The sequence below is a fragment of the Streptomyces sp. NPDC002130 genome (assembly GCF_040296465.1).
In the GTDB taxonomy this organism is placed as follows: Bacteria; Actinomycetota; Actinomycetes; order Streptomycetales; family Streptomycetaceae; genus Streptomyces.
On the sequence record NZ_JBEOXI010000090.1, the window covers coordinates 1 to 13,422 of the forward strand.

A 13,422-nucleotide genomic window follows, 5' to 3' on the forward strand; every position below is an offset into this window, starting at 1 on the left:
ACCGCCGAAGGCCCGCGTGGGCCGCTCACCAACCGACGCCCTGCGGCGGTGCCCACCCTCGTCGGCCCGGGCGAGGTCGAGGCGCGCGAAGTGTCGTCGTTCCCGGTGGCCAACACCTTCGCTCGGCATCCTGCCGCGCCGTACACCCCCCGCCCCTGGGCAGCCGCACAATCCCCGCCGACCCGTATTGGGACCGCGCAGCCACCCGGCCCGGACACCTGTACCGCCCACCCGCGCCCGTGCTGTCGTGAGCTGCCCTGCCCCCGAAGCGCCCGTGCCCGACGGTACGGATCCGAGGAGCCGTGATGCCCGAAGCACCACCGGACGAAGAGCCCGCCCTGCACGTCGAGGGCCTCGACGTGACCTACGGCCGCGCCCTGTCCGCCCTTCGCTCCGTGTCCCTGACCGTCCCGCACGGCACGGTCGTCACCCTGCTCGGCGCCAACGGCGCAGGCAAGACGACCCTGCTGCGGGCGGTGTCGGGCACCCTGCGCCTGCACCGCGGCGCGGTCACGGCCGGCCGTATCCGCTACGGCACCACGGAACTCGACGGGCGCGACCCGGTCGCCGCCGTGCGCGCCGGAGTCGTCCAGGTCCCCGAGGGACGCCGTGTCTTCGCCGGTCTCACCGTCGACGAAAACCTGCGCTCCGGCGGCCTCGGTCTCGGCCGGCGCCGCCCGGACCAGGTCGCCGATGCCCGGGACAGGGTCTTCACGCTCTTCCCGCGCCTCGCCGAACGCACCCGGCAGGCGGCCGGGCTGCTCTCCGGCGGCGAACAGCAGATGCTCGCCATCGGCCGGGCCCTCATGGCCGCACCCCGTCTGCTCCTGCTCGACGAGCCCTCCCTGGGCCTCGCCCCGCAGATGGTCCACCGGATCGCCGAGGTCGTCCGCGAGATCAACGCCCAGGGCACCGCCGTCCTGCTCGTCGAGCAGAACGCGGGCATGGCGCTGTCTCTGGCCGACACCGCCCATGTCCTGGAGGTCGGCGAGGTCCGGCTCTCCGGGTCCGCCGACGAACTCGCCCGCACGGACGCCGTGAAACGGCTGTACCTGGGAGAGCCCACCGAAGAAGGGGACGGGACCGCGCGGAGAGCCGGAACCACCGAGGGGCAGGGAGCCGCGTGATCACCCGCACCACCGCACCGCCCGAACTCGTCGCCACGGACGTGACCGTCCGTTTCGCCGGGCTCACCGCCCTGGACGCGGTGTCCTTCACCGTCGCGCCGGGCTCCGTCCACGCACTCATCGGACCCAACGGAGCGGGCAAGTCCACCTGCTTCAACGTGCTCTCGGGACTGTGCCGCCCGGCCACCGGCACCGTACGGCTCGGGGACACCGAACTGACCCGGCTCGCACCGCACCGCATCGCCGCCCTCGGCGTGGCCCGCACCTTCCAGAACATCGTGACCACCCAGGGCACGGTCGCCGACAACCTGATGCTCGGCCGCCACGCCCTGACCCGGGCCGGATTCGCCGCCGGCGCGCTGCGGCTGCCGCACGCGCGGCGAGAACAACGCGAACACCTCGCCCGGGCCCGTGAGATAGCCGAACTCACCGGCCTGGCAGACCACTTCGACAGTCCGGTCGCCCCGCTCTCCTACGGCGACCGCAAGCGCGTGGAGTTCGCCCGCGCCCTGTGCCTGGAGCCCAGCGTCCTGCTGCTCGACGAACCGGTCGCCGGGATGAACGCCTCCGAACGCGCCCGCACGGTCGAGGTCGTGCACGCCGTACGCGCCGAACTCGGCCTGTCCGTCCTGCTGGTGGAGCACGACATGGGCCTGGTGATGCGGCTCGCCGACGAGGTCACCGTCCTCGACTTCGGCCGTGCCCTCGCACACGGCACCCCGGACGAGGTCCGCAGCGACCCCGAGGTGCTCCGCGCCTACCTCGGCACCGGCGCCGAACGGGAGGACGCGGCATGACCAACCTCCTCGACAACCTCTTCAACGGCCTCGCCCTCGGCGCGGTCTACGCCCTCGTCGCCCTCGGCTTCGTCATCATCTTCAAGGCGTCCGGCGTCATGAACTTCGCCCACGGCTCCCTGCTCCTGCTCGGCGGCTACCTCACCGCCGTACTCCACGACGACCTCGGCTTCGCCGGTGCCCTCGCGGTGTCCGTCCTGGTGACGGCGGCCGTGGCCGGAGCCATGGACCGCTTCCTGCTCCAGGCAGGCGGAGGAGCGGATCCGCACACCGCGCACGTGCAGACCATCGTCACCATCGGCGTCGACATCCTCGTCCTCACCGACCTGTCGCGGCGCATCGGCGGCGACCTCCTCTCCCTCGGCGACCCCTGGGGCGACTCGGTCAGCGGGCTGGGGCCGGTGACCGTCGCGGACAGCCGTATCGCCGCGATCGTGGTCTCCACCGTGGTCATAGCCGGTGTCTTCGCCCTGTTCCGGTACACCTCCTGGGGTCTGTCGCTGCGTGCCGCGGCCGAGGACGTCGAGGCCGCCTCCCTGATGGGCGTACGGCTGGTCCGGGTCCGCATGCTGGCCTGGTGTCTGGCCGGGGCGCTGGCGGCACTGGCGGCCGTCTTCCTCGCCGCGTTCCCCGCACCCGGCCTGGAGCGCACCACGGGGCAGATCGCCCTGAAGGCGTTCCCGGCGGCGATCCTCGGCGGGATGGCCTCGCCGCCCGGCGCCCTCGCGGGCAGTGCGCTGATTGGCATGACCGAGGCGCTCGTCGCCGGTTACCAGTCCGATCTGCACGTCCTGGGCGAGGGGTTCGGCGACGTCGCTCCCTACGCGGTGATGGTGCTGGTGCTGCTGGTGCGGCCCACCGGATTGTTCGGCGGAAAGGCGGCGGTCCGTGTCTGAGCGACTCTCCCGCACCCGTGCCGTCCGCCTCGGCCGGACCTTCGCGGTCGTCGCCGTCCTGTGCGCGCTGCCCTTCTACCTCGACGCGTTCTGGCTGCGCATCGGCCTGTTCTCGATGGCGGCGGCCATAGGGGCGGTGGGCCTGGGCCTGCTGTCCGGCACAGCCGGCCAACTCTCCCTCGGCCACGCCTTCTTCCTGGCCGTGGGCGCCTACGGCTACGTGTGGCTGGCCGGTGAACCCGGCCCCGGCCTGCCGACCGCCGTGGCGGCCGTGCTCGCGGTCCTGCTCGCCGGGGCCGCCGGCGGACTCTTCAGCCCTGTCGCCGGCCGGGTGCGCGGCATCTACCTGGGCGTCGCGACCCTGGCCCTGGTCTTCCTCGGCCACCACGTCCTGCTCACCGCGGACTCCGTCACCGGCGGCTTCAACGGCCGCTCGGTGCCCCCGCTGGAACTGGGCGGCTTCTCCTTCTCCGCGGACTCCGAACTGACCGTGCTGGGCGTGCCGTTCGGCGCCGAGGAACGACTCTGGTACCTGGGAATCGCCCTCTTCGCGCTCACCTGGTTCACCGCCCGTGGACTGCTCCGCGGCCGTGCCGGACGCGCCCTGGCGGCGCTGCGCGACAGCGAGACCGCGGCCGCGGTGATGGGCGTCGACGTCTCGCGCCACCGCTCGGCGGCCTTCGTCGTCTCGTCGATGTACGCGGGCCTGGCCGGGGTGCTGCTCGCCCTCTCGTTCCGCCGTGTGGTGCCCGACTACTTCGGCCTCGTCCTGTCGGTCGACTACCTCGCCATGATCGTCATCGGCGGACTCGGATCGGTGGCCGGAGCCACGGCGGGCGCGGTCTTCGTCACGGCGCTGCCCCTGCTGATGACCCGCTACGCCGCCGAACTCCCGCTGGTGGCCGCCCCCGGCACCACCGACGGAACGGTCGGCCCCACCGAGGCCGCCCGCTACCTCTACGGAGCGGCGATCGTCCTGATCCTCCTCTTCGCCCCCGACGGCCTGCACGGCCTGGCCCGCCGCCTGCGGGCACGCCTCGGCACCCGCCGAGCCGCCCCACCCCCCATGAAGGCCGGCCCTGCATCACCCTCACCCGCGTCCACCGCACGAGCCAAGGAGCCCACCCCGTGAAACCCACGCACCACCCGACGCACCGCGCACACACCAGGACGCTCCTGGCCACGGCCCTCGCGGCCCTGCTGCTCGCCGCCACCGGATGCAGCTCCAAGGCGGACTCCTCCGGGAGCACCGGCGACGGCGCCGACGGCATCAAGACCGGCCCCGGAGTGACCGGGAAGACCATCAGACTCGGCGCGCTGACCGACCTCACAGGCCCCTACGCCACCCTCGGAAAGAGCATCGTGCAGGCCCAGCAGATGTGGGCGGACGAGATCAACGCCCGCGGCGGCATCTGTGACCGGCGCGTGGAGATCGTCGTCAAGGACCACGGCTACGACGTCCAGAAGGCCGTCACCGCCTACGCCGACCTCTCCACGGACGTCGTGGCGCTGCCCCAGGTCATCGGTTCACCCGTGATGGCCGCGCTGCTCGACGACATCGAACGGGACAAGGTGCTCACCTTCCCGCAGGCCTGGGCCGCTTCCCTGCTCGACCGCGACTCCGTCCAGGTGGTGGGCACCACGTATGACATCGACATGATCGCCGCCGTCGATTTCCTCACCCGCACCAAGGGACTCGCGAAGGGCGACACGATCGGCCACGTCCACTTCGAGGGCGACTACGGCGCGAACGCGCTGGAGGGCTCGCAGTGGGCCGCGAAGAAGGCCGGTCTGAAGGTCGCCGGCCAGAAGATCAAGGCAACGGACACCGATCTGTCCGCGCAGGTCTCGGCCCTGCGCAAGGAGGGCGTCAAGGCGATCCTGATCAGCGCCGGACCGGCCCAGACGGCCTCACTGGTCGGGGTCGCGGCATCGCGCGGCCTGAAGGTGCCGGTCGTCAGCAGCGCTCCCGGCTACGCCCCGCAGCTGATGAAGACACCGGCCGCCCCCGCCCTGGCGGCCATGCTGAACGTGGTCAGTGCCGCGCCCGCGGTCAGCTCCGACCTGGCCGGGGTGCGCAAGATGGTCGCCTCCTACCAGAAGAAGTACCCGGACTCCCCGGTCGACTCCGGCGTGCTCTCCGGCTACAACGCCGCTCAGCTGATGGGGCGTGACCTGGAGAAAGCCTGCGAGAGCGGCAGCCTGGCCCGCGAGGACGTCGTCAAGGCCCACCGCTCCCAGTCCGCCGTCGACGTCGGCCTCGGCACCGCGCAGAACTTCTCCGACAAGGCCCGGCCCGCGAGCACCTCCACCTATGTGCACAAGCCGGACGCCAAGGCGGTGGGAGCCGCGGTGAACGTGGAAGAGGCCCACACCGCGCCGGGCGTCAAGCAGTACCTGGACTCCCGAACCCAGTGAGCCCGTAATCGCCGGGCGGGGCGGTTCGACGGGCGGGTCGGGGAACGGGGGCGGGCGGGCTGGCTCGCCGGGCCGAGCTGGGGCCGGCCCGGCGTCCGTCAGGCTGTCACGCGATCGGACTCGCTGCGCAGAACGCAGAACTCATTACCTTCAGGGTCGGCGAGTACCGCCCAGCCCGCGCCGTCCGGATCCCGGCGATCAGTGACGAAAGTGGCTCCAGCTTCAGCAGCCGCTCGATCTCCTCCTCGCGCGAGGTCGTCGGACGCAGACACAAGTGGATCCGGTTCTTGACCGTCTTGGGCTCCGGCACCTGGTTGAAGTACAGCAGCGGACCCTCCGGAAGCATCACCTGAGTCTCCCGATCGCCAGGTCCGCTCCGCTCGGGCAGCGGACAACCCGTCACCTCGCTCCAGAAGCAAGCCAGTTCATAGGCATCCGAACAGTCGATCGCCACGTTCTGCACCACCGAGACCATGCAGGTCAGCCTGCCCGAGCACAGCCCGGCCCGCTACCCGTTTCGCGGCGAAGCCTCCTCCGGGTCCGGCGTGGAAGCGGCGGGCCCGCATCCCTGGGAGGCATGCTGATGTGGTGACCGGCGTACGTGTACCGCGGCTGCCGCGAGGACCACAGGTGAGGGGCGTCAGGTGGTGGACGACCGTCGAGCGGATGTGCCGCCTGGTGTGGAGGCCGGGGTACTGGCCGACCGGCTGAAGGAGCGGATCTACGCGACCATCACGATGATCGCCGTGGTGGTGGGTCTGTCCTTCGGTGAGGTGGGTTCTCCCGGTGCCGTCGCCACCGTCCTGACGACCGCGCTGGGCCTGTGGCTCGCCGCGTTCGTCGCCGACCAGCAGGCGCACCGCACCGTCCACCGCCGCCTCGCCACGGGCCGTGAGCTGCGCCGCATGCTGTACGTCAGCAGCCCGCTCCTGTCTTGTGCGGTGGGTCCGGCCGTGCTGATCGCTCTGGCCGCGCTGGACGTCCTCAGTCTGCACGCCGCGTTGCTGACGGCGGCGGGAGTGGGCGTCGTCTCCCTCTTCCTGTGGGGGTGCCTCGGTGGGCTGCGCATGGGCGGCGGCGTGGTGGCGGCGGTGGTGGCGGGGCTGCTGGACGCGGCGATCGGCGTGACGGTCGCCCTGGTGAAGGCAGCCGCCGGGCACTGATCGGGCGAGGCCGCGTCTCCGATGCCCCGGGCCCGTCGGCGCCGGGCAACGTTCGGCGGACGGGGATCGGGAACGCTGATCACCCCGCTCGGCCGGTCGCGGGAGCGGTCAGATGGAAGGCTCGTCGGCCGGTGAAGGCACGGCACACGGGCGGAGGACCATGAGCGGGCCTTCCAGGGCCGCCACCATGGCAAAGGGGAACCGGTCGAGCTCGAGACAGAGGTCGACGTCATCGCGATGGACTCCTTGACGCACGCCCTGCGCCAGCTCGGCGGCAGCGCGCGAACTCCCGGCGCGGCGGAGGTAGTCAGCTGGATCCGTCCCTGCCTCGACGGCTCTCCGGGCGATGTACTGAGCGCACGCCAGATCCTCATCGGCCTGCCCACCCTCGCCCGTGACGACGAACGTGACACTGCCATCAGCGCGTGTCCGCAGGAGCCGAGCCGTCGCCTCCGCCACGACGAACCCGGCGCACAGCACCAGCGACGCCTCCTTGACCGCAAGGGCGCCGACCGTCCCGGCCGTGGTCTTCTGCACCACGGTGCGTCCGCCGAGATCGAATGACCGCAGCAGACCGGGCGAGTTGACGGTGTCGAACCCCGGAGCGGGCGGACCGTCCTTGAGCGCGACCCAGTCCGGGTGCCGGGCCTTGAGTGCCAGGGCTTCGTCCAGCGACTCGGCGAGAACGATCCGCTCCGCCCCCCGGCCGAAGGCCCATGCAGCCACCGTGCAGGCGCGCATGACATCGACGACGACCGCCACGGACGGGACTTCGGTCAGTTCGGAGATGCCGACGAAACGAGCGTTCATCCGGGCATGATCGCGCATGCCCGACCCGAAGCGCATCCCACGACGGCGACCCGGACGACAAGTCAGCAGGCGTTCCCCGATCGGAACCTGAGGGGCTGGTGCGGTGCTCTCAGGTGGTGGGGTTCCGCGCTGTCCGGCTGATGTCCTCCGTGGCGGCCAGGGAGGCGAGCAGGCGCAGGCCCTCTTCCGACGGGGAGCCGGGTTCGGCCGTGTAGATGGTCATGCTGAGGCCGGGCTCGGCGGCCAGGTCCAGGGACTCGTAGGCGAGGGTGAGGTCACCGACCGCGGGGTGGCAGAACCGCTTGGTGCCGGTCCCGTGGCGGCGGACGTCGTGGGCGCCCCAGCGGGTGCGGAAGTCCTCGCTGCGGGTGGACAGCTCCCCGATGAGGTCGTGCAGGTCCTTGTCGCGGGGGTCGCGGCCGGCCTCCCGGCGCAGGATGGCCACCGCCATGTCGGCGAACCGGTCCCAGTCGGGGTAGAACCGGCGGGAAGCCGGGTCCAGGAAGTTGAAGCGGGCCAGGTTCCGTCGGTTGTCCGCGCCTGCGAGCAGGTCCGAATAGAAGGCGCGGGCGAGGGAGTTGGCGGCCAGGATGTCCAGCCGGCCGTTGATCACGAATGCCGGCCCGGCCGTGATCGCGTCGAGCGTCCACTGCAGGCTGCTGCGGGGTGTCCACGGCCGGCTCGTGCTGCGGCGCCGGGGACGGGTGAGGGCGTCGGAGCCGTCGGCGGCCTGGGCCAGGTGGAGAAGATGAGCGCGTTCGGCGTCGTCCAGCTGCAGGGCGCGGGCCACGGCTTCCAGGACGGCCGGGGAGGCGCCGGCGAGATTGCCGCGCTCCAGCTTCGCGTAGTACTCCACGCTCATGTCGGCCAGCGCTGCGACCTCGCTCCTGCGCAGCCCGGGCACACGCCGTCGGGAACCGCCGGGCAGGCCGGCCTGTTCCGGAGTGATCTTCGCTCGCCGCGAGGTGAGGAACTCGCGGACCTCCTCACGGTTGTCCATGTCTTCGACCGTACGGCCTGCGCGCGGTGGGAGGGATGTACTGGCAGTACACCTTTCACTGGTGCCTCGTCGGCCGCCGGGAGAAGCGGTTACCTGGAGCAGAGGCATCCCCCGGGGCGACGCCGCCGCGCCGACGGGCACCGGCAGGGCAGCGCGTGAAGACGCGACGGCTTCCCTGTGCGCCCGGTCCGGTCTCTGCACCCCGGCTTTGCCGCCCGCGGGCCCCTCCGGGCCCTGCCCCTTCGACGAACGTGAGGAAATCCCCCATGCGCGGAGCAGTGATACACGCCCCCGGCGATGTGCGCTTCGAGACCCTGGACGACCCGAAGATCCTGGCGCCGAGCGATGCGATCATCCGCACGGCCGTCACCTGTGTGTGCGGCTCGGACCTGTGGCCCTACCGCGGCCTCGAGCCGACCGACCGGGCGCACCCGATGGGCCACGAGTACGTCGGCTTCGTGGAGGAGGTCGGAGCCGACGTCACCGCGGTCAAGCCGGGCCAGTTCGTCGTCGGCTCGTTCGCGACCTCGGACAACACCTGCGCCAACTGCCGCAACGGCTTCCAGTCCAACTGCCTGAACCGCGAGTTCATGAGCACCTGCCAGGCCGAGTACGTCCGCATCCCCAACGCCCAGGGCACCCTGGTCGCCACCGACGAGGTGCCGGACGAGGACCTCTGGCCCGGTCTGCTGGCCGTCTCCGACGTGATGGGCACCGGCTGGTGGGCCGCCGAAGCCGCCGAGGTCGGGCCCGGCTCGACCGCCGTGGTGGTCGGCGACGGCGCGGTCGGCCTGTGCGCGGTGATCGCGGCGAAGGAGAGCGGCGCGGAGCGGATCATCGCGATGAGCCGCCACGCGTCCCGGCAGAAGCTCGCCCTGGAGTTCGGCGCCACGGACATCGTGACCGCGCGAGGCGACGAGGGTGTCGCCCTCATCAAGGAGATGACCGGCGGGACCGGCGCCGACTCGGTCCTGGAGTGCGTCGGCACCGCCGAAGCCATGCGGCAGGCCCTGCACTCGGCCCGGCCGGGTGGCAGCGTCGGCTTCGTCGGCGTCCCTCACGAAGTGGCGATCGACGGGCAGGAGCTGTTCTTCTCCCACGTCGGCCTGCGCGGTGGCCCCGCCCCCGTACGGCGCTACCTGCCCGACCTGATCGACCGCGTCCTGACCTCCCGCATCGACCCGGGCAAGGTCTTCGACCTCACCCTGCCCCTGGAGCAGGTCGCCGAGGGCTACAGGGCCATGGACGAGCGCCGCGCCATCAAGACCCTCCTCAAGCCCTGACCCGACCGTCCGCGCCGACGGCCCACACACGTCGGCCCGCACGCGCCGCACACCCGCCGCTCATCCCTGTTGCTCACGGAGAAGGAAACGGATCTTGCAGATCACCCGAAGCTCGATCGACACCGTCAAGGGCCCGGCCGACTGGTTCACCGGTGACGTCTACATCGACGCCGTCGCCGCCGCACCGTCCCCCTCCCGGGTCACCGCCGCCCTGGTGCACTTCATGCCCGGCGCGCGCACGCACTGGCACCGCCACCCGCTCGGCCAGACCGTCTTCGTCACCGAAGGGGTCGGTCTGTGCCAGCGCCGGGGCGGGCCGGTCGAGATCATCCGTCCAGGCGACCGCGTCCTCTTCGAGGCGGACGAGGAGCACTGGCACGGCGCCGCGCCGAACCGGCTCATGGTCCACCTGGCCATCAACGAGGGCGACGCGGATCACGACGTCGTGCACTGGCTGACACCCGTCACCGACGAGGAGTACACCACCGCCCCGGCCACGGACTGACAACTCGCCCGCTTGGACGTCCCCTTGGGTGCCGTCACCCCGGTGGCGGACCGGCCGGGCACGTGGATCGCCGCGGCCGGCACGGGCATCGCACTGCTCTCCGCCGACGGCACACCGCAGTGGCTCGACCGCCCCGAGGACCGCACCCGCCTCCCCAGCCGGATGAACGACGGTGTGTGCGGCCCCGGCAGGCCGCTTCTGGGCGGGCAGCATGGCCTACGACGGCATGCGCGGCACGGGCTCGCTCTACCGAACGGACCTCGACGGCAGGGTGGTACGCGTCCTCGACGGCCTGACCATCGTCAACGGGCCGGCCTTCACCGCCGACGGCACGACTGTGTACTTCGCCGACACGGCCGCCGGCACGATCTTCCGCTGCCGGGTCGACCCGGGACCGGGCGACCTCTCCGACGGCCCTGAGGTCTTCGCCCGGCTGCGCCAGGGGGAGGGCGGCCCCGACGGAATGACCGTCGACGCGGAGGACTGTCTGTGGGTTCGCCACATGGGGTGCGGGAACGGTCCGCCGCTACCATCCCGACGGCCGGTTGCTCACCACCCTGACGGTGCCCGCCCCGCACCCCACGTCGGTGTGCCTGCACCCCGGCGACCACCGCCTCTTCGTCACCACGGCCCGCTACGGGGTGACGAACCCGACCGCTGCCTCGGGCGCGGTGCTCAGCGTCTCCGCACCGGTCGAAGGGGTGACCGCCTGCTCCTGGCGGGGCCGGATCCGATCGTCGGCCGCCTCGGCCGCACCCCAGCCGGCCGCGTCACCAACCTGCCCGAACAGCACACCTAGCCGCGCTGGTCGACGAGGTGGCCGAAGGAGGTCATGCACGACGGGCAATGGCGATCCGTGTCCACCGGCTTCGCCGCGCTCGGTTCGAGCGTCAGGCCGCAGAGGGCTACGGTGCCGTTCTTCGCCTTCACGTGCCAGACAAAGGACGTGCCGGGTTCATCGAGGCCGGGGTACATCTCGTACATGCTTCCCCCATGGGACGGACGACTGCTCTGTCCAGGACACCGCAGAGGCAGCGCCGGCACAGCGCGGAGGGGCCTGTTCGGGTGAACGGCCCGGCTGCCTCACCGGCCCGGCCGGTGTCAACAACGCTCGTGATCAATACATCTAGCGCGCCACGCGGTGCCGCAGGTAGACGACTCTCGAACCGAAGGTGCGGGTCTCGACGAGTTCGAGATCGACCCGGCGCTCGTGCCGGGGAAAGAACGGGGTACCTCCGCCGAGCAGCACCGGGTAGACCATGGCCCGGTACTCGTCGATCAGACCCGACGCGGCCGCCTCTGCGGCGAGCGTCGCGCCGCCGATGGCGATGTCGCCCTCCGCCGGCTCGGCCCGCAACCGCTCGATCTCCTCCGCCAGGCCACCCGGGACCAGGCGGGCGTTGCCCTGCACCGCCGACAGTGTGGTGGAGAAGACCACCTTCGGGAGCGGCTTCCAGAGCGCGGCCCACTCGAGCTCCGCCTCGTCGAGCGAGCGATCCTGGTCGGCGGTCTCCCAGTACAGCATCGTCTCGTACAGCCGTCGCCCCAGCAGATGGACGCCGACGTCTCGGATCTCGTCGATCCAGAAGCGGAAGACCTCCTCGTCGGGCACCGTCCAGTTGAAACCGCCGTCCGGCCCGACGATGTAACCGTCGAGTGAGACGCTCATCGAATAGGTCACGCTGCGCATCGGCAGTCCTCCTCGGTCACGGGATCCGACCGTACGGCCCCGACGCCGCAGTTCTGTCGCGGCTCGCGGACACCGACCATCGTCCCGGCGGTTCGTGAACGGCCGGAGAAGGAGGTGGTGTTCCGGTGCGGCTGCGCTCCATGGCCGTGGGCACCAGCACGCGCGCGGCCATGCTCAGCAGAACCGTACCGACACCGGTCAGCACCGCTCCCGGCAGCAGGCTCCGCCAGCCGATCCGGCCGCCTCGGTCCGGACCGCAGGATCGCGGCGATCCGCGCTGTCCTGCGCCCGACGGCCCTGACTCCGAGGCCGGGTTTCACGTCATGACTCACGGAACCGCCCGCCGCTCGGCCTGCTCCGCTGCCGGCTCGGCGGGTCCGGCCGCCGTCGCGAGGACCGCCAGAATGATCAGCACGGCCAGAGCGACACCGAGGACGAGCGCCACGGCACCGACGGTGGGATGGTTCCAGAGCACCAGGGCCAGAGCGGCGGCCGCCATCACCCCACCGGTGATCCATTGCCGGTGGCCGGCCAGCCGGCGTCCCACGGCACCGGTGCGCACTCCCGCGTTCTCGAGCGCCCTGCCGGTGGCCGTAGTGCCCCGGTGGGCCGCCGTCCGCACGCCGCGGGCCAGGCGCCCCGGACCGTAGAGGTACGCCACCAGCGCGATGATCACCGAGACGACCAGCAAGGTGAGAGTGCTGTCGCGCAGGAAGCGGACGAACATGTCGTAGATGGTCGCCGCCGCATCGGCGGGCAGCGCCTCCGGCGGCACCGAGTCCAGATAGACGCGCCGCACCAGGGCCAGCGCGACGAGCAGCCCCACCATCATCACGCCGACACCCGTGGCGGTGATCATCAGCATGACCCGGTGTGCGGGAGCGGTCCAGACGGCGAGCGCGGCCGGCACGACGGTGAGGACGGGCAGCCAGGTGCCGACGATGTCCAGCAGCCGCATCGCGTCCTGCGCCTTGCCCAGTTGCTCGGTCTCGAACAGGGTGACCGTCCGATCGGTGTCCGGGATCGCGGCGGCCTTCTCGAAGCCCGCGTCGACGAGCCGTTGCTGCACCTGGTCGACGACTTCTCCCACATCCAGCTGGACGGTGCCGTTCACCGCCCCCACGGCACCCTCGCGGTCACCGGTGAGCATGTTCACCACCGCGGCGTGTGAGCGCCGGTTGGCGCCCTCCCACACCTCCTGGAAGGCGTCACTGGTGATCACGCGGGTGACGGTGCGGTCCACGACCGTCCTCACCGCATTGCGCAGCGGACCCTCGAGGGACTCGGCCCCCGCGATGACGCGGGGCGGTGCTCCGGCGTCCTGAAGGGTCCGGACGAGCGAGTCCGTCACCGCCTGGACGTCGACGTTCTCCACCACGCGGTCCGTGATCCGGTTGATCACCACGTCCTGCACGGGCGGCGCCGATGCCAGCGGCGCGACGGTCTCCACGTATCTGCCGGTGTCGGAGACCGTGTCGTGCACCCAGGCCGCGACGACGGCCAGGGGCGCGAGCAGCAGGGCCAGCAGGAGCAGGACGGAGGATCCGGCCGACCGTGCCCGCCGGTGGCGTGCGGCCGCGTGGCGGCGCAGCCGCTCGTACTCCGCCCGTTCTTCGGCGGTCATGACGTGCTTGGCGTTCGCGGCTTCGCCGGAGTGCGGGGAGTCAGGGGTCGTGGCCGGATTCATGGGGGGCCTTCCGCGTGGTTCCCCGTGCGCGGCCCGGGGCGCTGCG

At 71.7% G+C, this 13,422-nt stretch carries 13 protein-coding genes and 2 pseudogenes; 9 read left to right on the forward strand and 6 right to left on the reverse strand.

What is annotated here, in order from left to right:
- The first annotated feature begins 305 nt into the window (after positions 1 to 305).
- The 5 genes from ABT116_RS18725 to ABT116_RS18745 are packed head-to-tail and all read left to right on the forward strand — an operon-like array spanning position 306 to position 5,238.
- On the forward strand, positions 306 to 1,127 hold the full coding sequence (locus ABT116_RS18725) for an ABC transporter ATP-binding protein (RefSeq protein WP_351634547.1): 822 nt from the start codon (positions 306 to 308) through the stop codon (positions 1,125 to 1,127).
- The gene (locus ABT116_RS18730; RefSeq protein WP_351634550.1) at positions 1,124 to 1,924 is read left to right on the forward strand and encodes an ABC transporter ATP-binding protein; all 801 of its coding nucleotides are present in this window, start codon (positions 1,124 to 1,126) and stop codon (positions 1,922 to 1,924) included. Before ABT116_RS18725 ends, ABT116_RS18730 begins: the two co-directional genes overlap by 4 nt.
- A complete protein-coding gene (locus ABT116_RS18735) occupies positions 1,921 to 2,820 on the forward strand; it encodes a branched-chain amino acid ABC transporter permease (protein ID WP_351634551.1) in 900 nt (299 codons plus the stop codon). Before ABT116_RS18730 ends, ABT116_RS18735 begins: the two co-directional genes overlap by 4 nt.
- The gene (locus ABT116_RS18740) at positions 2,813 to 3,952 is read left to right on the forward strand and encodes a branched-chain amino acid ABC transporter permease (protein WP_502983891.1); all 1,140 of its coding nucleotides are present in this window, start codon (positions 2,813 to 2,815) and stop codon (positions 3,950 to 3,952) included. The genes ABT116_RS18735 and ABT116_RS18740 overlap by 8 nt, the downstream gene beginning before the upstream one ends.
- Complete coding sequence (locus ABT116_RS18745) at positions 3,949 to 5,238, forward strand: ABC transporter substrate-binding protein (RefSeq protein WP_351634552.1); 1,290 nt, start codon at positions 3,949 to 3,951, stop codon at positions 5,236 to 5,238. Before ABT116_RS18740 ends, ABT116_RS18745 begins: the two co-directional genes overlap by 4 nt.
- Before the next feature lie 98 nt (positions 5,239 to 5,336).
- Here the strand turns inward: ABT116_RS18745 and ABT116_RS18750 are convergent.
- Positions 5,337 to 5,713, reverse strand: a pseudogene (locus ABT116_RS18750) (VOC family protein).
- Positions 5,714 to 5,885: 172 nt separating this feature from the next.
- Here ABT116_RS18750 and ABT116_RS18755 point away from each other — a divergent pair.
- Complete coding sequence (locus ABT116_RS18755; protein ID WP_502983892.1) at positions 5,886 to 6,401, forward strand: hypothetical protein; 516 nt, start codon at positions 5,886 to 5,888, stop codon at positions 6,399 to 6,401.
- A 108-nt stretch (positions 6,402 to 6,509) separates the two neighbouring features.
- Here the strand turns inward: ABT116_RS18755 and ABT116_RS18760 are convergent, their stop codons facing one another.
- Both ABT116_RS18760 and ABT116_RS18765 read right to left on the reverse strand, forming a co-directional pair.
- Positions 6,510 to 7,211 carry a 2-phosphosulfolactate phosphatase gene (locus tag ABT116_RS18760; RefSeq protein ID WP_351634555.1) on the reverse strand — a complete coding sequence of 234 codons (702 nt, stop codon included), beginning with the start codon at positions 7,209 to 7,211 and terminating at the stop codon, positions 6,510 to 6,512.
- Between the two features lie 109 nt (positions 7,212 to 7,320).
- Complete coding sequence (locus ABT116_RS18765; RefSeq protein WP_351634558.1) at positions 7,321 to 8,211, reverse strand: helix-turn-helix transcriptional regulator; 891 nt, start codon at positions 8,209 to 8,211, stop codon at positions 7,321 to 7,323.
- Between the two features lie 266 nt (positions 8,212 to 8,477).
- Between ABT116_RS18765 and ABT116_RS18770 the strand changes: the two genes are divergently transcribed.
- The 3 genes and pseudogenes from ABT116_RS18770 to ABT116_RS18780 all read left to right on the forward strand — a co-directional run.
- Positions 8,478 to 9,494 carry a zinc-dependent alcohol dehydrogenase family protein gene (locus ABT116_RS18770; RefSeq protein WP_351634560.1) on the forward strand — a complete coding sequence of 339 codons (1,017 nt, stop codon included), beginning with the start codon at positions 8,478 to 8,480 and terminating at the stop codon, positions 9,492 to 9,494.
- A 94-nt stretch (positions 9,495 to 9,588) separates the two neighbouring features.
- A complete protein-coding gene (locus ABT116_RS18775) occupies positions 9,589 to 9,999 on the forward strand; it encodes a (R)-mandelonitrile lyase (protein ID WP_351634563.1) in 411 nt (136 codons plus the stop codon).
- Positions 10,000 to 10,225: 226 nt separating this feature from the next.
- Positions 10,226 to 10,435, forward strand: a pseudogene (locus ABT116_RS18780) (SMP-30/gluconolactonase/LRE family protein); the annotation flags it as partial.
- A gap of 359 nt (positions 10,436 to 10,794) precedes the next feature.
- Here ABT116_RS18780 and ABT116_RS18785 read toward each other — a convergent pair.
- The 3 genes from ABT116_RS18785 to ABT116_RS18795 all read right to left on the reverse strand — a co-directional run bounded on the left by ABT116_RS18785 (position 10,795) and on the right by ABT116_RS18795 (position 13,376).
- A complete protein-coding gene (locus ABT116_RS18785) occupies positions 10,795 to 10,983 on the reverse strand; it encodes a hypothetical protein (RefSeq protein ID WP_351634566.1) in 189 nt (62 codons plus the stop codon).
- 142 nt (positions 10,984 to 11,125) lie between these two features.
- A complete protein-coding gene (locus ABT116_RS18790) occupies positions 11,126 to 11,689 on the reverse strand; it encodes a dihydrofolate reductase family protein (protein ID WP_351634569.1) in 564 nt (187 codons plus the stop codon).
- A gap of 328 nt (positions 11,690 to 12,017) precedes the next feature.
- Entirely contained in the window at positions 12,018 to 13,376 is a 1,359-nt protein-coding gene (locus ABT116_RS18795; RefSeq protein WP_351634572.1) for a hypothetical protein, read from the reverse strand.
- Between the last annotated feature and the right edge of the window lie 46 nt (positions 13,377 to 13,422).